Annotated in this window: 21 protein-coding genes and 1 tRNA gene; 5 read left to right on the forward strand and 17 right to left on the reverse strand. The window is 68.1% G+C overall.

Features of this window, described 5'->3' with window-relative positions:
• Positions 1–2: 2 nt before the first annotated feature.
• The 4 genes from KX816_10955 to yajC all read right to left on the reverse strand — a co-directional run bounded on the left by KX816_10955 (position 3) and on the right by yajC (position 3,834).
• On the reverse strand, positions 3–725 hold the full coding sequence (locus KX816_10955) for an NTP transferase domain-containing protein (GenBank protein ID QXQ04824.1): 723 nt from the start codon (positions 723–725) through the stop codon (positions 3–5).
• A gap of 176 nt (positions 726–901) precedes the next feature.
• A complete protein-coding gene (gene secF / locus KX816_10960) occupies positions 902–1,852 on the reverse strand; it encodes a protein translocase subunit SecF (GenBank protein ID QXQ04825.1) in 951 nt (316 codons plus the stop codon).
• Between the two features lie 10 nt (positions 1,853–1,862).
• The gene (gene secD, locus KX816_10965; protein ID QXQ04826.1) at positions 1,863–3,461 is read right to left on the reverse strand and encodes a protein translocase subunit SecD; all 1,599 of its coding nucleotides are present in this window, start codon (positions 3,459–3,461) and stop codon (positions 1,863–1,865) included.
• Between the two features lie 28 nt (positions 3,462–3,489).
• The gene (gene yajC / locus KX816_10970) at positions 3,490–3,834 is read right to left on the reverse strand and encodes a preprotein translocase subunit YajC (GenBank protein ID QXQ04827.1); all 345 of its coding nucleotides are present in this window, start codon (positions 3,832–3,834) and stop codon (positions 3,490–3,492) included.
• Between the two features lie 215 nt (positions 3,835–4,049).
• Here yajC and KX816_10975 point away from each other — a divergent pair, with 215 nt between their 5' ends.
• The gene (locus KX816_10975; protein ID QXQ04828.1) at positions 4,050–4,871 is read left to right on the forward strand and encodes an ATP-binding protein; all 822 of its coding nucleotides are present in this window, start codon (positions 4,050–4,052) and stop codon (positions 4,869–4,871) included.
• On the opposite strand, the gene KX816_10980 is transcribed toward KX816_10975, so the two are convergent.
• The 5 genes from KX816_10980 to KX816_11000 form a co-directional block, all read right to left on the reverse strand.
• On the reverse strand, positions 4,868–5,830 hold the full coding sequence (locus KX816_10980) for a CorA family divalent cation transporter (GenBank protein QXQ04829.1): 963 nt from the start codon (positions 5,828–5,830) through the stop codon (positions 4,868–4,870). The genes KX816_10975 and KX816_10980 overlap by 4 nt on opposite strands.
• A 64-nt stretch (positions 5,831–5,894) precedes the next feature.
• Entirely contained in the window at positions 5,895–6,131 is a 237-nt protein-coding gene (locus KX816_10985) for a DUF2171 domain-containing protein (GenBank protein ID QXQ04830.1), read from the reverse strand.
• Between the two features lie 70 nt (positions 6,132–6,201).
• Positions 6,202–6,278: transfer RNA gene (locus tag KX816_10990), tRNA-Arg, on the reverse strand.
• 17 nt (positions 6,279–6,295) lie between these two features.
• The gene (locus tag KX816_10995; GenBank protein QXQ04831.1) at positions 6,296–6,574 is read right to left on the reverse strand and encodes an ETC complex I subunit; all 279 of its coding nucleotides are present in this window, start codon (positions 6,572–6,574) and stop codon (positions 6,296–6,298) included.
• A 19-nt stretch (positions 6,575–6,593) separates the two neighbouring features.
• A complete protein-coding gene (locus KX816_11000; protein QXQ08521.1) occupies positions 6,594–7,613 on the reverse strand; it encodes a polyprenyl synthetase family protein in 1,020 nt (339 codons plus the stop codon).
• A gap of 91 nt (positions 7,614–7,704) precedes the next feature.
• On the opposite strand from KX816_11000, the gene KX816_11005 reads away from it, so the two are divergent.
• Positions 7,705–7,983: a chorismate mutase gene (locus tag KX816_11005; protein QXQ04832.1), complete on the forward strand. Its 279-nt coding sequence runs from the start codon at positions 7,705–7,707 to the stop codon at positions 7,981–7,983.
• A 7-nt stretch (positions 7,984–7,990) separates the two neighbouring features.
• Here KX816_11005 and KX816_11010 read toward each other — a convergent pair whose 3' ends face one another.
• Entirely contained in the window at positions 7,991–8,311 is a 321-nt protein-coding gene (locus KX816_11010) for a hypothetical protein (protein QXQ04833.1), read from the reverse strand.
• A gap of 112 nt (positions 8,312–8,423) precedes the next feature.
• Here KX816_11010 and KX816_11015 point away from each other — a divergent pair, with 112 nt between their 5' ends.
• Complete coding sequence (locus KX816_11015) at positions 8,424–9,002, forward strand: hypothetical protein (GenBank protein ID QXQ04834.1); 579 nt, start codon at positions 8,424–8,426, stop codon at positions 9,000–9,002.
• Here KX816_11015 and KX816_11020 read toward each other — a convergent pair.
• The 3 genes from KX816_11020 to KX816_11030 form a co-directional block, all read right to left on the reverse strand.
• A complete protein-coding gene (locus KX816_11020; GenBank protein ID QXQ08522.1) occupies positions 8,999–10,312 on the reverse strand; it encodes a sensor histidine kinase in 1,314 nt (437 codons plus the stop codon). The two genes, KX816_11015 and KX816_11020, sit on opposite strands and share 4 nt — an antisense overlap.
• A gap of 133 nt (positions 10,313–10,445) precedes the next feature.
• On the reverse strand, positions 10,446–11,105 hold the full coding sequence (locus tag KX816_11025) for a response regulator transcription factor (GenBank protein ID QXQ04835.1): 660 nt from the start codon (positions 11,103–11,105) through the stop codon (positions 10,446–10,448).
• A complete protein-coding gene (locus KX816_11030; protein QXQ04836.1) occupies positions 11,105–11,467 on the reverse strand; it encodes a PepSY domain-containing protein in 363 nt (120 codons plus the stop codon). Before KX816_11030 ends, KX816_11025 begins: the two co-directional genes overlap by 1 nt.
• A 56-nt stretch (positions 11,468–11,523) precedes the next feature.
• Between KX816_11030 and KX816_11035 the strand changes: the two genes are divergently transcribed.
• Positions 11,524–12,387, forward strand: a complete 864-nt coding sequence (locus KX816_11035) for a CDP-alcohol phosphatidyltransferase family protein (GenBank protein QXQ04837.1) — start codon at positions 11,524–11,526, stop codon at positions 12,385–12,387.
• A gap of 10 nt (positions 12,388–12,397) precedes the next feature.
• Positions 12,398–14,497: a hypothetical protein gene (locus KX816_11040; protein ID QXQ04838.1), complete on the forward strand. Its 2,100-nt coding sequence runs from the start codon at positions 12,398–12,400 to the stop codon at positions 14,495–14,497.
• A gap of 195 nt (positions 14,498–14,692) precedes the next feature.
• Here KX816_11040 and KX816_11045 read toward each other — a convergent pair whose 3' ends face one another.
• The 4 genes from KX816_11045 to KX816_11060 are packed head-to-tail and all read right to left on the reverse strand — an operon-like array spanning position 14,693 to position 18,127.
• A complete protein-coding gene (locus KX816_11045; GenBank protein QXQ04839.1) occupies positions 14,693–14,953 on the reverse strand; it encodes a DUF1467 family protein in 261 nt (86 codons plus the stop codon).
• A gap of 4 nt (positions 14,954–14,957) precedes the next feature.
• A complete protein-coding gene (locus KX816_11050; GenBank protein QXQ04840.1) occupies positions 14,958–16,604 on the reverse strand; it encodes a ribonuclease J in 1,647 nt (548 codons plus the stop codon).
• 12 nt (positions 16,605–16,616) lie between these two features.
• On the reverse strand, positions 16,617–17,426 hold the full coding sequence (locus tag KX816_11055) for a type III pantothenate kinase (protein ID QXQ04841.1): 810 nt from the start codon (positions 17,424–17,426) through the stop codon (positions 16,617–16,619).
• 2 nt (positions 17,427–17,428) lie between these two features.
• Positions 17,429–18,127: a biotin--[acetyl-CoA-carboxylase] ligase gene (locus KX816_11060; protein ID QXQ08523.1), complete on the reverse strand. Its 699-nt coding sequence runs from the start codon at positions 18,125–18,127 to the stop codon at positions 17,429–17,431.
• Positions 18,128–18,131 lie beyond the last annotated feature (4 nt).

Consider the following 18,131-nt stretch of genomic DNA (forward strand, 5'->3'; position numbering starts at 1 on the left):
GCTTAGCCCGGAAGTGCTGCGGTTGGGAAGGCCGGTGCGCGGCTTGTCCACAGTTCAGCGAGCGCGAGGGCCCTCGGATCGTCGATATCGAGCCAATCATGGTCCGAAATGTCAACGATTCCGGCGCGGCGGGTGGCGGCGAGCGCGCGAACGCCGTCCGAAAGCCCGGGATTCGCGAGTTTGGCGAGTGCGTCGGTCAGCGCCGGGGTGACGACAAAGACGCCGCTGTCATAGGCGTCGTAGACCGGCAGGTGCTTGCCGATGGCGACGATGCGGTCGCCGCGGGTGCCGACGCGGGTCACGTCATCCTCGTCGACCCAGGGGTGCCCGAGCCTCCGGTCGATGCCGAGTGCCAGCGCGTCATCGCCGAGATCGTGGGCGACCATCGCCCGGTACAGTCCGCGCTGGACGAGGTGGTCCGCCATGCACAGCAGGGCACGGGGCTGGAGGCACGGCGCGGCGGCGAGTACCGAGACGCCGTTGGGAGCATCCCAGCGTGCGTTATCGACGAGGGTCAGCGGCAGCGTATCGGCGGCGTCGAGGACGGCGCGGATGGCAGCCCCCTCATAGCCGAGCACCACGACCGCGCTGGTCGCACCGCCGGCGCGCAGCCGGTCGAGTATGTGGAGGATCAACGGGCGGCCGGCGACGAGCGTCAGCGGCTTGATCGGTGATGCTTCGCGCAGGCGGGTGCCCTGCCCCGCCGCGAGGATGACGGCTTGCATTGGCTTCTAGCTGTCATCCCCGCGCAGGCGGGGACCCATGAACACTGCTTGTCGAAGAGAGGGTCGGCCGGTCTGGCAACAGCCCAACGCGCGGTGTTCTTGGGTCCCCGCCTGCGCGGGGATGACAATGTGGGTCGCGGTGATGATCGCGAAGGCAGCGCCGCTCGTCGAAAATGTCACTTGGCGCGGACGACCCGCTCCGCGCCGCCGCGGGTTTCGGCCGGTGCGGCGCGGCTCTTCACTCCGAGCGAGATCAGCAGCGACGACGACACGAAGATCGACGAATAGGTCCCGACGACGATGCCGAGCAGCATCGCGGCGGTGAACCCGAAGATCACGTTCGGCCCGAGCAGCAACATCGCGGTCAGCGCGACGATCATCGCCAGCGAGGTCATGACGGTGCGCGGCAGCGTCTCGTTGACGCTGAGGTCGATGATGTGGCCGATGTCCATGCTGCGGTATTTGCGCAGGTTTTCGCGGATGCGGTCGTCGATGACGACCTTGTCGTTGAGGCTGTAGCCGATAATGGTCAGCACCGCGGCGACGACGTTGAGGTCGAACTCCAGCTGTGTCAGCGCGAAGAAGCCCATGGTCACGATGACGTCGTGGACGAGAGCGACGACGGTCGAGACGCCGAAATACCACTCGAAGCGGAACCAGGTGAACAGCGCCACCGCGGCCATCGACAGCAGCACGGCAAGTGCGCCCTTCTGGATCAATTCGTCTGAAACCTTGCCGGAAACGCTTTCGGTGCGGCGGAAGCCGACGCCCGGATACTTGCCCTTGAGGTCGGCCTGGACCTTTGCAACGACGCGCTGGACAGCCGCCTGATCACCGTCCGGGAGCGGCAGCCGGATCAGGATGGTGCGGGCATTGCCGAACTCCTGCAGCGCCGCCTGGCCGACGCCGAGACTGTCGACCTCGATGCGCAGCCGGTCGAGCGGCGGCGGGCTGGCAAACTGGGTCTCCATCGTCAGGCCACCGCGGAAATCGACGCCGAGATTGAGGCCGCGCGTCGCCAGCAAAGCGATCGAGCCGATCGTCAGCAGCAGCGTCAGCCCGAACGCCAGGTAGCGCATCCGCACGAAGCCGATGTTGGTGTTGTCGGGGACAAGCTTGAGGTTCATGCGCCGATCCTCATATCGCCAGCACGGAAGGCCGGCGCGAGCGCAGCCACGTCGCGACCATCAGGCGGGTCACGGTGACCGCGGTGAACACGCTCGTCGCGATGCCGATCGACAGCACCACCGCGAAGCCCTTGATCGGCCCGGAGCCGAAGAAGAACATGATGATCGCGACGATGATGTTGAGGCTGTTCGCGTCCCAGATCGTCCGGGTCGCGTCGCGGTAGCCGACCTCGACCGACTGGATCACGCCGCGCCCCTTGCGCTGCTCCTCGCGGATGCGCTCGTTGATCAGGACGTTGGCGTCGACCGCCGCGCCGATGGTCAGCACGAGGCCCGCGATACCGGGCAGGGTCAGGGTAAAGCCGCCGACCGACATCACGCCCAGGATCATGAAGACGTTGAGGATCAGCGCCATCACCGCATAGACCCCGAAGCGCCCGTAAGTGACGATCATCAGCAGCGACACCGCGACCACCGCGACGATGCCAGCCAGCGTGCCGGCGCGGATCGAGTCGGCGCCGAGATCGGGACCGACGGTGCGCTCCTCGATGACCTTGAGCTCGACCGGCAGCTTGCCCGAGCGCAGCAAGATCGCAAGGTTGTTGGCACTCTCGGTGGTGAACGAGCCCGAGATGATGCCCGAGCCACCGAGGATCGGTTCGTTGATGTTCGGGGCCGAGATCACCTTGTTGTCGAGGATGATCGCGAACGGCTTGCCGACGTTGGCCTGCGTCGCCTTGGCGAACTTGCGGCTGCCCTCGCTGTCGAAGGCAAAGCTCGTCGCGGGACGGCCGTTCTGGTCGTTCGACAGATGTGCGTCGGTGAGCTGGTCGCCGGTAATCAGTGCGCGCCGCTTGACGACGATGACGCCGGGCTGGTCGGCGAAACCGAGCACCTGGCTGCCCGGGGGCGCATGTCCCTGCGCCGCCTGCGCCGGGTCGGCGGCGGTGTCGACGAGCTTGAACTCGAGCTTGGCGGTCTTGCCGATCAGCGCCTTGAGCTTCGACGGATCCTGCAGGCCCGGGACCTGGACGACGATGCGGTTGTCACCCTGGCGAACGATCGTCGGCTCGCGGGTGCCGAGTTCGTCGATCCGCTTGCGGATGACCTCGACGGCCTGCGCCATCGCGTCGTTGACCGCCTTGGCGACGCCGGCGTCGCTCTCGGTGATGACGATGCGGTTACCGTCGACGACGCTCACCTCGAAATCGCGCTGGCCGGTGAGGCCGCCGAGCGGCTGCGACAGCTTGCGCAGCGCCTCCACGCCGCGGTCGAGCGCGGTCGGGTCGGTGATCGTGACGCTCAGTTGCCCACCGTTGGTCGACAGGTCGGCGAACGGCACCGAGCCACCGTTGGCATCGCGGAGTTCGCCCCGGACACTGTCCTCCAGCGCCTCGAGCTTAGTCTTGCGAACCTCGTCGGTCGCCGCTTCGAGCATCAGGTGCGAGCCGCCGCGCAGGTCGAGCCCGAGCGCCAGCTTGCTATGCGGCAGCGAGGTCGGCCACGACTTGACCGCATCCTCGGAGAAGAAGTTCGGGACTGCGAACAGCACCCCGAGCAGCGACACCAGCGCGATCGTCCAGACCTTCCACGGCGGAAAGTCGAGCATCAGCGCCTCCTCGACAGTATGTCGAGCATCAACGTTTCCCGTCGTTCGCCGCTGCGGGCAGCTTCTTGGTGCGGACCTCGCTGAGCGTGCCCTTGACGACGCGCAGCTTGACTGTCGGCGCGACCTCGACCTCAAGCTCGTCGTCCTTGATGCGGGTCACGCGCCCGATCAGGCCGCCGCCGGTGACGACCTCGTCACCCTGCTTGACCGCGTCGAGCATGGCGCGGTGGTCCTTCGTCCGACGCTGCTGCGGACGGATCATCAGGAAGTAGAAGATGACGAAGATCGCAACGAGCGGAACGAACTGCGCGAAAGCGGCAAGACCGCCCGGCATGGCCCCCGCGCTCTGCGCATAGGCCGGTGATGCAAACATGGAGTGCTTTCGTGTGCGTGGATTGGCGGGGGTCTTAGTCCGCGGGGGGGATTTAGGCAATATCGCGTGAATGACGAGCTACCGTCACCGACGAGCGACATTGTCATCCCGGCGAACGCCGGGAGCCAGCTACCCTTCGCGCACCGCCCTTGGCTAGGCTGGGTCCCGGCGTTCGCCGGGATGACAATCCGGACAGGCCGAGGCATGCAGCCGCAATGGACAGCAACGAAACCCTTCTCGCCCGCATCGCCGACGCGCTCGACCGCCTCGCTCCGCCGCCGCCGCCCGCCGCCGACCTCACGAGCGGCGACGCGTTCGTCTGGACTGCGACCGGCCTCCGCACCGTCGTTGCCGCCCCCGCCCAGCCGCTCGAACGCTTCGTCGGCGTCGATGCGCAGCGCGATGCCCTGCACGAGAACAGCCGCCGGCATGCGCTCGGGCTGCCGGCGCACGACGTCTTGCTGTGGGGCTCGCGCGGCATGGGCAAGTCGTCGCTGGTCAAGGCGGTGGCGGCGGCGCTCCGCACCGAGGGCCACGACCTCTCGCTGATCCAGGTTGCGCGCGACGATCTCGCCACCCTGCCCGCGCTGTTCGATGCGCTCTCGAAAACGCCGCGCCGCGCCCTGATTTTCGCCGACGACCTGTCGTTCGAGGCGGACGAGAACCAGTACAAGGCGCTGCGTTCGGTGCTCGACGGCGGCATCGCGGCCCGGCCCGACAATGTCCGGCTGGTGGTGACCTCGAACCGCCGGCATCTCGTCCCGCGGGCGCATTCGGACGCCGACGCGGTCAACCCGCGCGACGTGCTCGACGACCGGCTGGCGCTGGCCGACCGCTTCGGGCTCAGCCTCGGCTTCCACAATGCCGACCAGGCGCAATATCTGGCGATCGTCGCGGGCTATGCAGTGGCGCACGGACTGGCTGCCGACCCCCACGCCGCATTGGCGTGGGCGGTGCAGCGCGGCCATCGGTCGGGGCGTGTCGCGTGGCAGTTTATCGAGGAACTGGCGGGCGCGGCGGGCAAGCGGCTCGGTTAGATCCAGCGACGGCGACGGGCGACGACGGCAGCAAGAATGACCAGCAGGGCGAGCGCGATCACCACCGAATAAAAGCCCGCCGCCCCGGTCTTCTCGAACGGCACGTCGAAGTTCATGCCGAAGAGCCCGGCGATCGCCGAAGCGATACCGATGATGACGGTCAGGAACGTCAGCACCTTGACGAGGTCGTTGGTCTCCTGCCCGGTCTTGCTGGCGAACAGGTCGAAGCTGCCGACCACGGCATCACGCGCCCGGTCCACCGAATCGACGACGCGGTCATAGCGCGCCGCCAGCGCCTGGTAGCTGCCGAGCGCTTCGGCATCATTGGCGATCGGCGCGAAGTCGGGGCGGACGAGGCCGTGGAACAGCGGACGCTGGTCGGCGACCGCGACCCGGAGCAACGCCACGCGGTGGCGCATCGCCGCGAGGCTCTCGAGGATGCTGGCGCTGGTCTTCGACGCGAGCACCTTGCCGTCGAGCTCGTCGAGCGCCTTTCCGACCTCGGTGATCGCGTCGTAATAGCTCTCGAGGTGCCAATCGAGCAGCGATGCGGCGAGCACGGCCGGAGTCAGCGCACCCTTCAGGCTCTCACCGCGGTCCTGGTCGCGGAAATCGACGAGGAACTGGATTTCGTGGTCGCGGACGGTGACGAGCCAGGTTTCCGCGACGACGAAATCGAGACGGCCGTCGCTGCGCCTGTCGTCGACCGGGGGTGCCGGGACACTGAAATCGAAGTGGCCCTCGTAGTTCGAGAGCCGGAAGGTGTCGCCGGGCGCAGCAAGCGCGGCGCGAACCTCCGGGGCGAGGCTCAACAAATCGGAGACCGCCCTGAGCCCGGCGCTGTCGTCGCGCTTGAGGTCGAACCACAGGAGCTGGTGGTCACCGGTATCGGCGACGGTGGCGGCGTCGGCGTCGACCTCCCGGTCGCGCCCTTCCGCGTCGTAGAGGTAGGCGCGCACCACGAGACCGGAACGGCGCGCGCCGGGAGAATCCGCAAGGGACCCGTCCGGCGCGCGTCGCGGGTTACTGGGCTGGGGTTTCGAACTGCGAGAGCAGGTCGCTGTTGAACGACATGCGGACCTGCTCACCCTCGACGTCGGCGACCATGCCGAGCGGGATCAGGTGATGGTGGCCGCCCGAACCGCGGTCGGTCTTGGTCAGCTTTATGTGGTCGCCATCGACATGATCGACGGTGCCGATGTGGCCGCCGTCGGCGCCGATGACTTCCATGTGCTCGCGGATGTGGCTGCTATCGGACATGTCGTATCCTTCCGTTGTTGACGACTGACGAACGTTCTGGGTCCGGTAAGGATGCGGGCCCGTTGGAATTTGGCGCGCCCGGCTGGACTCGAACCAGCGACCTCAGAATTAGAAGTTCCGTGCTCTATCCAGCTGAGCTACGGGCGCGTGAACGATGCCCCCGCCTATCTGAAGTTGTCGGCATAAGCCTGCAGCTTCAGCACCTTCGGCGGTAGCGGCACGAGGTCATATGTCATGCCCTGCGCCTCCGCATAGGCGACCGCCGCCTCGCGACTGGCGAACTTGAGCTCGACCTGCTGGCGCGTGTCGCCCGAGCCGATCCAGCCCGTCAGCGGGTCGTGGTGCTGCGGCTCCGCGGGTTCGGTGACGAGCACCCACTGGCCGGTGCGGGCCTTGCCCGACTGCATCGAGCTTTTCGGGCGTTGGAAGATGCGGGCCTTCATGGTGCAGTGCCTAGCCGAACTAGAACGCCCGCGCGATAGCGAACTCGATGGTCTCGACGAGGGCGTCGCGCGGCGCACCGTGCGGGAACGCCGCCAGCGCGTCGATGGCGCGGGCGCCGTACAGCCGCGCCCGGTCGAGGGTATCGTCGATCGCGCCGGAAGAACGCAGCAGGGCCGTTGCCTGCACCAGCTCCGCATCCCCGGCGGCGCGCCCAAGCATCGCGTCGCGCCAGAACTGTCGCTCGGCGGCGCTGCCGCGGGCGTGCGCGAGGATCACCGGCAGGGTCACCTTGCCGTCGCGGAAGTCGTCGCCGGCAGCCTTGCCCATCGTACCGGCGTCGGAAACATAGTCGATCGCGTCGTCGACGAGCTGGAAGGCGATGCCGAGGTTGCGCCCGAACGCCTCGAGGCTGGCCTCGACCTGCGGACCGCGCTCGGCGACGACGGCGGCGATCTGGCAGGCGGCGGCGAACAGCACCGCGGTCTTGGCGGTGATGATCTCGAGGTAGCGCTCCTCGGTGGTCTCGACGTCGCGCTGGGCGGTCAATTGCGCGACTTCGCCCTCGGCGATGACGGCGGACGCGCCGCTGAGAATGCGCAGGACGCGCAAGGATCCGTCCTCGACCATTAGCTCGAAGGAGCGGCTGAACAGGAAGTCGCCGACAAGCACGCTGGCCGGGTTGCCCCAGATGACGTTGGCGGTAGCGCGGCCGCGGCGCAGGTCGGAGACGTCGACGACATCGTCGTGGAGGAGAGTCGCGGTGTGGATGAACTCGACGCACGCGGCGAGCCGGTGGTGCCGGGTCCCGGCGTAATCGAACAACTGCGCGCAGGCCAACGTCAGCATCGGCCGCAGCCGCTTGCCGCCGCCGGCGATCAGATGGCCCGCGAGTTCCGGGATAAGCGCGACGCGGCTTTGCATGCGGTCGAGAATGACCTGGTTGACCGCGTTCAGCCCCGGCGCGCACAGCGCCAGTAGCGGCGTCAGCGAGGGTGCGCTGGCATTCTTGGGTCGCAGGGGATGGACGGTGGCGCTCATCGCCATCGCGTCTTAACCAGCGAACCCGGTAGCGCAAGCCTTGCGCTTGCGGCACGGCGTCGCGAGAGTGTCACTGCGGGGAGCGAGAACCATGAATGACAAGACGTTGGGCGGCTTCCGCGACAGCATCGACAATATCGACGCGGCGCTGGTTTTCCTGCTCGCCGAGCGCTTCAAGGTGACCCAGCAGGTCGGTGCCTACAAGGCCACCGCCGGCCTGCCGCCCGCCGACCCGAGCCGCGAGGCTGAGCAGATCACGCGGCTGCGGGCACTGGCGGTGACGGCCAAGCTCGACCCGGAGTTCAGCGAGAAGTTCCTGCGGTTCATCATCGACGAGGTGATCCGGCACCACGCGGCGCAGCAGGGCTAGCAGCCGCTCACGTCCCGCAACTCCGCGCCTTCTCGAGTTCACCGAGCCGCTGGTCGCGCGCTGCGATTGCCGTGACCTCGGTCTTTACACTGTTCGAAAAGTCGAGAAACAGCGGCGAGACCAGCAGGATGCCAATGTTGTAGCCCGGCTTCTGGCTTTTCTCGTTGGTCAGGTCGGCGACGCGGCGGCGGTTGGCGGCGCGCTCGGCGGCGAGGTGCTCGCAAGTAAGCTGGGCATCGAAATTATTGCTCAGCATGACCGGCTTGGCGACGCGTCCGCCGCAGCCGGCGAGCGCGACACAGCACCCGATTGCAATCCAGTTGCGCATAACTTCCCCCGAGCCCCGTCCGGCGGCTGTGCCAACTTCGTGAATGTTTCGCAAGCGGCTTGACCGCCGGAATTTCGCACGCCAACTGGGCCTGAGTTTCGGGGGAAATCAGATGCGGTTTATCGTGGTTCTGGCGTGCGCCTTGCTGGGTGCATGCGCGGCGTCGCCGGGAGCGATGATCGTGCCGGTTTCACAGGCCAACATCATCGCTCCGACGTCGCCGCTCCACCGTTCGGTATTCCTGAAGGACGTTACCGGCGGCGGCACCAGCAAGAAATGGGATCAGGGCCTGTCGGGCGAAGCGTTCGGCGAGGCGCTACGGCAGTCACTGGCGGTCCACCTGATGCTCGGTACCGGCAACGCGCAGTACCAGCTGACCGCGGAACTGGTACAGCTGAAGCAGCCTATGGCCGGCATCAGCATGACCGTGACAGCGCGCGTCCACTACACGCTGACCCCGTCTGCCGGTGGCGCGCCGGTGTTCGACCGGCTGATCGAAACGCCGTACACTGCCGCGTTCAGCGACGCCTTCGTCGGCATGAAGCGGCTGTCACTGGCGAATGAGGGCGCGGTGCGGGCAAACATCCAGGCGCTCATCGACGCGTTGGTCGTCCAGTCGAAGACCGACCCGAAGTTCACCGTTGCCGATGCGACCGTCCTGTCGCAGCTGCGCGAGCTCGCGTCGAACTAGGCGGCGGTCGGCAGCACCAGCGTCACCGCCAGCCCGCCGAGATCCTCGCTCTCGCCCAGCACGACCGACCCGCCGTAGATCTCAGCCACGTCGCGCACGATCGCCAGTCCGAGGCCGGTTCCCGGCTGGGCGGTGTCGAGACGGGCGCCGCGTTCGAACAGGCGCTCGCGCTCGGCGGGAGGGATGCCGGTGCCGTCGTCCTCGACCACGATCGAGGCGTTCGGACCGCTCGCCGAGACCGTGACGAACACACGGCCGCCGCCGTACAGCGCGGCGTTATCGAGCAGATTGCCGACCATTTCCTCGAGGTCCTGGCGCTCTCCACGGAAGGCCAGGGTCTTGTCGCCATCGATGTCGATGACGACGCCGCGATCGGCGTGGATGCGCGCGATGGTGCGGGCCAGCGCTTCCAATGACGGCCAGATATCGGCGCGCGAGGCCGAGGCCGCGCGACGTCCGGTGGCGCGGGCGCGGGCAAGGTGGTGGTCGACATGCCGCCGCATGATTGCCGTCTGGGTCGCGACCGTCGCGGCGAGGTCGGAGGCCCCCGCCTGCGCCTCGCCGAGCAGTACGCTCATCGGGGTCTTCAAGGCGTGGGCAAGGTTGCCGGCGTGGCGGCGCGCAGCCTCGGCCTGCTCGGCATTGTGGTCGAGCAACTCGTTCAGCTCGGCAACGAACGGCGCGATCTCGCGAGGGAAGTCCTCGGGTACGCGGGTGGCGGTGCCCGAGCGGATCGCAGCGATCGACATGCTGACGCGGCGCAGCGGCCACAGGCCATAGATCGACTGCAGCGCCGCCAGCGCCAGCAGCCCGACGCCGAGGCCGCCGAGCGACCACAGCAGCACCGAGCGCAGCGTCGCCGTTTGCGCATCGAGGTCGGCGGTCGACTGGGCGACCATGAAGTTGAAGCGCGTCGGCGCGCCCATCAGCGCCTGCGTGCGCTGGACCATACGCAGCGGCTCGTTCTTAAAGTGGGTGTCATAGGTCCGGCAGACGATGCGGCAATCGCTCTTGAGGTCGGGCGTCAGCGTCCGGTCCCACAGGGAACGTGATACGAATGGGTCCTGCCCGCCCATGGAGACCTGCCAGTACAGCCCCGAATATGGCTCCGAGAATCGCTGGTCGCCGAGCGGCCGGGTGAAGCGCACCTCACCCGCCGGCCCGATGTCGGCGGCGGCGATCATCGCATCCAACGCGAAGTCGAGCTGCCCATCGAAGTTGCGGGTGATCGCGTCGGTCAGGACGCGGTCGAGCGCGAAGCCGCCGATCAGCAGCAGCGGGATGATCCACGCCGCCGCCAGCAGGATCATGCGCTGGGTCAGCGAGCGGGCACGCGCGATCGGCTCCGGACTCGCGGCGGCGGCAGGCCCCGCCGTCGGAACTCCCGCCAGCGACACTGAGCCCACGGTCGCCGGTGCCACTACGCTCCCGGTCGCCGCGACCTCAGGCGGCGTCGAGGCTGTAGCCAAGGCCGCGGGTCGTGCTGATCAGGTCGGACCCGAGCTTCTTGCGGATGCGCGTGATGAACACCTCGATGGTGTTCGAATCGCGGTCGAAATCCTGGTCGTAGATGTGCTCGATAAGCTCGGTGCGGCTAACCACCTTGCCCTTGTGATGCATCAGATAGCTGAGCAGCTTGAACTCCTGCGCGGTCAGCTTGACCGGCTCGCCACCGAGCGTGACGCGGCCCGAACGGGTGTCGAGGCGTACCGCACCCGCCATCAGTTCGGACGACGCGTTGCCGGTCGACCGCCGGATCAGGGCGCGCAGCCGAGCGATCAGTTCCTCGGTCTGGAAGGGCTTGGCCAGATAGTCGTCGGCACCGGCATCGAGGCCGGCGACCTTGTCCGACCAGCTGTCGCGCGCCGTCAGCACCAGCACCGGCGCCGTCCGGCCTTCCTTGCGCCAGCGGTCGAGCACGGTCAGCCCATCGACCTCGGGCAGCCCGAGGTCGAGCACCACCGCATCATAATTTTCGGTAGCACCCAGATAATGCGCGTCCTCGCCATCGGCGGCCGTATCGATCGCATAGCCGGCGCCTTCGAGCGCGGTCTTCAGCTGACGCAGCAAATTGGGTTCATCTTCGACAACGAGTACGCGCACTACATGCTCTCCCGGCGGCCAAGTATCCGGCCCGTTCTTGCGTCGACGACGATGTCGACGATCTCCGTTCCGCGGACATATCGCATCTGATACGTCCAGCTTTCCTTGTCGAAGTCGCTGCCGATCAGCCGGCCACCGCCGGCGGCGCGGTCGGCGATCGCCTTGAGTTTCGGGTACGGCAGCATCGCCCCTTCCGAAACACCGGTATAGGGCGTCCACGACTTCTGCTGCGCGGACGCCAGCCCCGCCGCCATGCCCAGCGTTCCGGCCGCCAGCGCCAGCGCGACAAACAGGGGGAGCGGCTTCGACACCATCATCGTTCGGGATAGGTAGCGGGCGGTGAACAGCTTGTGAATGTTCATTTGTGCCGAGGCCGCGCGGCTTGCCACGTCGGCGCGCGAACCCTAGTCGTTGACCGGTGCCAGCCGCCAGCCGTCCTACCGCGATCGAAGATCCGACCAACCGCTTCGTCATCCACCGGCTGAGCGCGGCAGTGCTGCCGTTCGCGGTCCGCAGCGGCATCCATCCCAACGCTGTCTCGCTGCTCGGCCTCGCTTTCGCGGGCTGCTCGGGGACGGCGTATCACTATTGGCGCTCGCCGTGGATGGTCGCGATCGGGTTCGCGTTCATGGTCTGCTGGCACGTCTGCGACGGCCTCGACGGGCAGCTCGCGCGCGCCACCGGCAAGGCTTCGGCGACCGGGCGGCTGGTCGACGGCGTCTGCGACTACCTGGCGTTCTTCGCAGTGCTTATCCCGGTCGCGACGAGCTTCCCGGACTGGGGCGACAAGCTAACACTGTGCCTGACCGCCGGGGCCGCTCACGGCTTTCAGGCGGCGTACTATGAAGGCGTTCGCGAAGGCTGGCTGCGACGTTTCCGGGGCCGTTTCGAGGCCGAGCCACGCCCGGTCACCGGCCACTTCCTCGAGCACGGCCACAATGCCCTCGAACAACTGGTCGGCAGCGGCGAGCGTCCGGTCGACCGCCTCCTCCGCGCCCAGCCCGAGCGTTTGCCTGCCGTCCTCGCCGCGACCGCGCCGTGGGTGCGTGTGCTGATGCCGCTGTCGGCGAACGGCCGCACCCTCGCGCTGCCGATCGCCTGCCTGCTTGGCCACGCCGAGTGGTTCTGGTGGTGGGAGCTGATCGGTCTCAACCTCATCGCGGTTTGCGGTGGAGTGGGGCTGCGGCGCGCCGAGGCCCGGATTGTCGCGAGCGCCCCCGGGATGCTAGACCTGCACCCGTTCGACAAACCCGCAAACAGCGGGCTCGAAGGGGCAGAATGACCATTCCAGAATGAGTGACCGGGACATCGACGACGTGCCGCCACGGCGCTGGCCGGCGGCGCTGCTGCTCGCGGCCGCACTCGTCTGGCTCGGCGTTGCCGCCGCGATCGCGGTCATCGCCGGCCAGAACTTCGCGCGGCTGGCCGAGAGCCCGCCCGCCGAAGTCGCGATCCTGGTCGGCTCCTTCGTGCTCCAGATGCTGCCGCCGCTCGCCGTCGCGATCCTGGCGTTCGGGATGCTGCGCCGCCAGCGCCCCGACACCGCCGCACGTCTTGCGGCGATCGACGCGCGCCACCGCAACGCTGCGGTCGCCACCCATGCCGTCGCCCACGACCTCGAGGCGATCGACGTGATGCTCGACCACATCGATGCGCGCGTCGCCACGCTCAACCAGCGCGCCAATGCCGAAGGCCGGGGGCTGACCGATGCCGCGGGAGCGCTCGATGCCGCCGCCGCGCGCCTGGTGACTGGGGCCGAGACGGTCCGCGCTGCCGGCTCGAACCTGACTGCGACGCTGCCCGAGGCCGACGAGCGCGCCCAGCGTCTCGCTGCACTTCTCGACACCAGCGCCCGCGAGAACGCCCGCCAGTCGGGCGAGCTGGAGACCATGCTGAGCGGGTTGTGGGCCGCCACCGACGACGCCGTTGCGCGCCACGATGCCGCCGTTGGTGCCGCCCGCGAGCGCCTGACTGCGCTGACCATCCTGTCGACCGAGACCGCCGCCAAGGTCGGCAACCAGGGCGACAGGCTCCATGCCCTCGCCGACGCCGCGCTCGGCGCGACCACCGCCGCGCTCGACACCACCCGCGCCGGGGTCGAGGCGCAGACCGCCGCTCTCCTCGCCAGCGTCGACCAGGCCAAGGTCGCGATGGACCACATCGGCGGCGAGGCGATGCGCGTCATGCAGAAGCGCCTCGACCGGCTACTCGAGGCGGCCGACAGCCTCGGCCAGTCTCTGACCGAGCAGGACGCGCGCAGCCGGGTCTTCGTCGACACCGTCGAGCGCAGCTTCAACGTCCTCGAAGCCAAGCTCGGCAATGCCGCGACCACCGGCAACACCACCCTCGACGCGCTCGGACAGCGCATCCAGGCGGTGCGCGACACCGTCCACACGCTCAACGACCCGCTCGGCACCACCCACGATGCGGTCGGCGCGATCGAGGCTGCGGTCGCCCGGCTCGAGCATGCCACCAACACGGTCGTCGCCAACATCGGCGCGACGATGCCGACGACCGGCGAGAACGTCGCTGGCCTGGCACAGCAACTCGGCACCCTGCACGAGCAGGTCGGCGCCCTCGCCGCCCCGGTCGGCGCGACCGAAACCACCCTCGGGCGGATCATCGCCCAGCTCAGCGACGCGCGCGCCAGCGCCAACGAGGTCGAGACTGCGACCGGAACTGCCGCGCTGACCGCCTCGAACCAGTTGATCGAGGTCCTCGGCCGGGTCCGCGAGGTCGCCGCCGCAACGGCAGGCACCATGCGGACCACCTTGGAGGCGGTCGTCGCCGAGGCCGAGGTAGCGCTCGCGGGCACCGGCGACACCATGGCGCGCAACGCGTTCGGCACCCCGATCCGCGCGCAGCTCGACGCCGTCACCGAGGCCTCGGACCGCGCCGCAGCGGCCGCACAAGCAGCGGCCGAGCGCGTCACCCAGCGCCTGCTCGGCCTGACGCAGACCGTTGCCAACGTCGAGGCGCGCATCGACGAGGTCGACACCCGCTACGACGTCATGCTCCGCGAAGACCTAGCGCGGCGTTCGGAGGGGCTGATCGAGTCGCTGAACTCCGCCGCGATCGACGTCACCAAGCTGCTCGCGATCGACGTCGGAGACCAGGCGTGGACCGACTATCTGAAGGGCGACCACGGCGTCTTCGCCCGCCGCGCGGTGCGCCTGCTCGATCGCGAGACAGCGCGCAAGATCGAGCGTCACTACAGCTACGACGCGCCGTTCCGCGAACAGGCGATCCGCTTCATCACCGAGTTCGAGACGCTGCTGAAGCGCGTCATGCCGGACCGCGAGGGCAAGGCGCTGGCGGTGACTTTGCTGTCGAGCGATCTGGGGAAGCTGTACGTCGTGCTGGCGCAGGCGACGGAGCGGCTGCGGGAGTAAGCAGCTCGGCGGGAAAAGCGGACCGACCTCTCGCTGTCATTCCAGCGAAGCGCAGGAACGCCCCCCGTTGTCATTCCGGCGAAGGCCGGAACCCAGCTGCGTCAAGGGCTCGAAGTTCGGAACGTTGGGGGCAGCTGGGTTCCGGCATTCGCCGGAATGACAAGCTTGGTTAGGCGTAACCAACCTCGAACCCCCTCACCCCCAACCCGGAATGTCTTCCAGCGCGATCCAACCCGCGACATAATTCGCGTAGAACGCCGCAAACAACAGGCTCGCGATCACAGTCGTCCACGCCGCCTTGCGCCACAGCATCGGATTCGCCGGGGCCGAGTCCGCCTCGCCCGGCCCGCGTGCCTCACCGGCCTCGTCGCTGGTGCGGACGCCCCACGGTAGCACCGCGAACAGCGTCAGCACCCAGAACAACAGGTAGATCGCGATGGCCGAGGCGAGGTGCACGGGTCTAGAGCTGCACGACCTGGACGTCGGTCACCGGCTTCTTGCCGGTCCACTCGCGCGCCACCCGGCGGACCGCGACGCGGACCCCTTCGGCGTATTTCTCGGCGTTGCGTGAGTCGCCCTGCCCGGCCTTGCCCGCGGCTTCGACGCACTCGGCGATGAAGTCGTCGCGGTCTTCCTCGACCGGCACGCCCTGCATGACGATCGACGGTGCCGCCGCGAGCTTGCCGGCCTTGTTGAGAACGAGCGTCGCCGACAGGTAGCCGCTGTGCATCATGCGCCGGCGCTGGACCATCGTCGCACCGTCCGCCGGCAGGATGACATCGCCGTCGAGGACCAGTCGCCCGACCCGCTCGTGCCCAATCAGCTTGGGGCCGTCGGGCGCGAGGCGGATCGCGCCGCCGTTGCTGGGTACCATCGCGCGCGGCACGCCGATCGACAGCGCCAGTTTGGCATGCTCCTCGAGGTGGCGGCGCTCGCCGTGGACCGGGATCGAGATCGTCGGACGGATCCAGTCGTACATCTTCTCGAGTTCGGGACGGCCGGGGTGGCCCGAGACGTGGACGTGCGCCTGCTTCTCGGTGATGACCTCGACGCCCTTCGCCGCGAGTGCGTTCTGCACCGCACCGATAGCGAGCTCGTTGCCGGGGATCTGCTTCGACGAATAGACCACGAGATCGCCGGGCTGGAGCTTGAGGTGCGAGTGGCTGCCCGCCGCAATTCGGCTGAGCGCGGCGTTCGGCTCGCCCTGCGCGCCGGTGCAGACGATCAGCAACGACGACGGATCGGCCCGCGCCGCATCCTCGAAGCTCATCAGCGGCGGGAAGTCCTTGAGGTAACCCACTGCCTTTGCAGTCTGCGTGATGCGGTCCATCGAGCGACCGACGAGCACGATGTGCCGGCCGGTCAGCTTGGCGACTTCACCCAGCGTGTGCACGCGGGCCGCGTTCGAGGCGAAGGTCGTGACCAGCACGCGGCCGGTCTTCCGCGCCTTGATCAACTCGGTGAGGCCGATGCGCACGCCCTCCTCCGACCCCGAAGCCTCGGCGTTGAAGACGTTGGTGGAGTCGCCGACCATCGCCAGCACGCCCTCGTCACCGATGGCGCGCAGCGCGGCCTCGCTGGTCGGGACGCCCATCTGGGGCTTGTCGTCGAGCTTCCAGTCGCCGGTGTGAAAGACCCGTCCGTACGGCGTGTCGATAACCAGCGCGTTGCCCTCGGGGATCGAGTGCGCCAGCGCGGCGTAACGGATGCTGAAGTCGCCGAGCTTAACGGTGCCGCCGAGCTTGACGATGTTGAGCTTGACCTTGGCGGCGTCGCCGCCCTCCTCCTCCAGCTTCTTGCGGATCAGGCCGGCGGTGAACGGCGTCGCGAACAGCGGCACGCCGAGGTCGGCGGCGAGATACGGGATCGCCCCGATATGGTCCTCGTGGCCGTGGGTCAGGACGATGCCGAGCAGGTCCTTGCGGCGCTCCTCGATGAAGCTGAGGTCGGGGAGGATGAGATCGACGCCGGGATAGCTCGGGTCGGCGAAGGTCATGCCGAGGTCGACCATGATCCACTTGCCGTTGCAGCCGTACAGGTTGACGTTCATCCCGATCTCGCCGGAGCCGCCGAGCGGCAGGAAGATCAGTTCTTTACCAGGTGTCATTCAGTCTCTTTTTCAGGTTGGTTCAGAGCCGTTGGATGCGTGGAGCGCTTGATTCAGCGCGTGGATGCGGATCAAACCGCACATGGTGAGGTCGCCATCGACCATGTCTATGGCGTTGGTATGGCGATTGAAGAGCGTCGCGAGGCCTCCGGTAGCGATCACCGTGACCGGTCGCCCGATCTCCGATGTAATGCGCGCGACCAAACCTTCAATCAGGCCGACATAGCCCCAGAACACCCCTGACTGCATCGCGTGGATCGTGCCCTTGCCGATGACGCCCTTGCCCTCGGGCGGCGGCTCTACCGCGATCCGTGGCAATTTGGCCGCCGCGGCATAGAGCGCGTCCATGCTGAGGTTGATGCCCGGCGCGATGACGCCACCCCGGTAGCTGCCGTCGGCGCCGACGACGTCGAAGGTGGTGGCGGTGCCGAAGTCGACCACGATCAGGTCGCCGGGGTGCGCGGCGTGCGCGGCGACGGCGTTGACGATGCGGTCGGCACCGGCCTCCGACGGGTTCGGCAGGTCGATGCGCATGCCGAGCTCGAGGCCGCCGACCGCGACCACCAACGGCTCGATCTTGAAGTATTTGCGGCACAGGTGCTGGAGGTTGAACAGTGTCGGCGGCACCACCGTCGCGATGATCGCCGCGGAAATATGGCTGTGCTCGACGCCCTCGAGGCTCATCAGCTGGTGCAGCCAGACCGCGTATTCGTCGGCGGTGCGGTTGTGGTCGGTCGAGATGCGCCAGCGCTGGCGGATGTACTCGCCTTCGCACAGCGCAAAGACGATGTTGGTGTTGCCGACGTCGATGGCGAGCAGCATTTTCAGACCCCCGCGAAGACTTCGCCGGCATGAACCGCACGCAAGGTACCGCTGTCCAGCCGGAGTTGTAGCGCCCCGTCATCGGCGAGGCCCTCGAACACCCCGGTCAGGGTCTCGGTGCCGAGGCGCGCGACGACCGGTGCACCGAGGCCCGAGGCGCGCTCCAGCCAGGCGGCTCGGATCGGTGCGAAGCCACCCTCGCGCCAGTCGGCACGGGCGTTGGCGAACGTCGAGCCGAGGATGGTCACGAACTCGGCCGGTGACGGCGGCGCGATCCCCGCGGCGGCGAGCGAGGTCGCGGGACGCTCGCTCGACTCTGGGTGCCCAGCAAGGTTGACGCCGAGGCCGATGATCGTCGCCCCGCTTTGCCCCTCGAGCAGGATGCCCGAGACCTTGACCCCGTCGAGGAGCAGGTCGTTGGGCCATTTCAACGTCAGTCGGTCGGGGGCGACCCAGCGGTCGAGTGCGCGCGCCAGCGCCAGCGCGGCGACGAACGACAACTGCGGCGCGGGGCCCTCGCCCGGCTGCGGCTTGACCAGCACGCTGGCAAAGACATTGCCGGGGCAGGAGGTCCACACCCGGCCCCGTCGGCCCCGGCCACCGGTCTGGGTGTCGGCGCGGACCCAGCTTTCGTCGGGCAGGTCAGACAGGCGCTCGGCGAGCCAGTCGTTGGTCGAGCCGATGGTGGCGAGGTGGGTGATCGTA

This window comes from Sphingosinicellaceae bacterium (genome assembly GCA_019285715.1).
GTDB lineage: Bacteria > Pseudomonadota > Alphaproteobacteria > Sphingomonadales > Sphingomonadaceae > Glacieibacterium.

Coding starts and splice junctions, on each gene's coding strand:
- KX816_10955 (QXQ04824.1), bottom strand. CDS start 725: ATGCAAGCCGTCATCCTCGCGGCGGGGCAGGGCACCCGCCTGCGCGAA.
- secF (QXQ04825.1), bottom strand. CDS start 1,852: ATGAACCTCAAGCTTGTCCCCGACAACACCAACATCGGCTTCGTGCGG.
- secD (QXQ04826.1), bottom strand. CDS start 3,461: ATGCTCGACTTTCCGCCGTGGAAGGTCTGGACGATCGCGCTGGTGTCG.
- yajC (QXQ04827.1), bottom strand. CDS start 3,834: ATGTTTGCATCACCGGCCTATGCGCAGAGCGCGGGGGCCATGCCGGGC.
- KX816_10975 (QXQ04828.1), top strand. CDS start 4,050: ATGGACAGCAACGAAACCCTTCTCGCCCGCATCGCCGACGCGCTCGAC.
- KX816_10985 (QXQ04830.1), bottom strand. CDS start 6,131: ATGTCCGATAGCAGCCACATCCGCGAGCACATGGAAGTCATCGGCGCC.
- KX816_10995 (QXQ04831.1), bottom strand. CDS start 6,574: ATGAAGGCCCGCATCTTCCAACGCCCGAAAAGCTCGATGCAGTCGGGC.
- KX816_11000 (QXQ08521.1), bottom strand. CDS start 7,613: ATGAGCGCCACCGTCCATCCCCTGCGACCCAAGAATGCCAGCGCACCC.
- KX816_11005 (QXQ04832.1), top strand. CDS start 7,705: ATGAATGACAAGACGTTGGGCGGCTTCCGCGACAGCATCGACAATATC.
- KX816_11010 (QXQ04833.1), bottom strand. CDS start 8,311: ATGCGCAACTGGATTGCAATCGGGTGCTGTGTCGCGCTCGCCGGCTGC.
- KX816_11015 (QXQ04834.1), top strand. CDS start 8,424: ATGCGGTTTATCGTGGTTCTGGCGTGCGCCTTGCTGGGTGCATGCGCG.
- KX816_11020 (QXQ08522.1), bottom strand. CDS start 10,312: ATGATCCTGCTGGCGGCGGCGTGGATCATCCCGCTGCTGCTGATCGGC.
- KX816_11030 (QXQ04836.1), bottom strand. CDS start 11,467: ATGAACATTCACAAGCTGTTCACCGCCCGCTACCTATCCCGAACGATG.
- KX816_11040 (QXQ04838.1), top strand. CDS start 12,398: ATGAGTGACCGGGACATCGACGACGTGCCGCCACGGCGCTGGCCGGCG.
- KX816_11050 (QXQ04840.1), bottom strand. CDS start 16,604: ATGACACCTGGTAAAGAACTGATCTTCCTGCCGCTCGGCGGCTCCGGC.
- KX816_11055 (QXQ04841.1), bottom strand. CDS start 17,426: ATGCTGCTCGCCATCGACGTCGGCAACACCAACATCGTCTTTGCGCTG.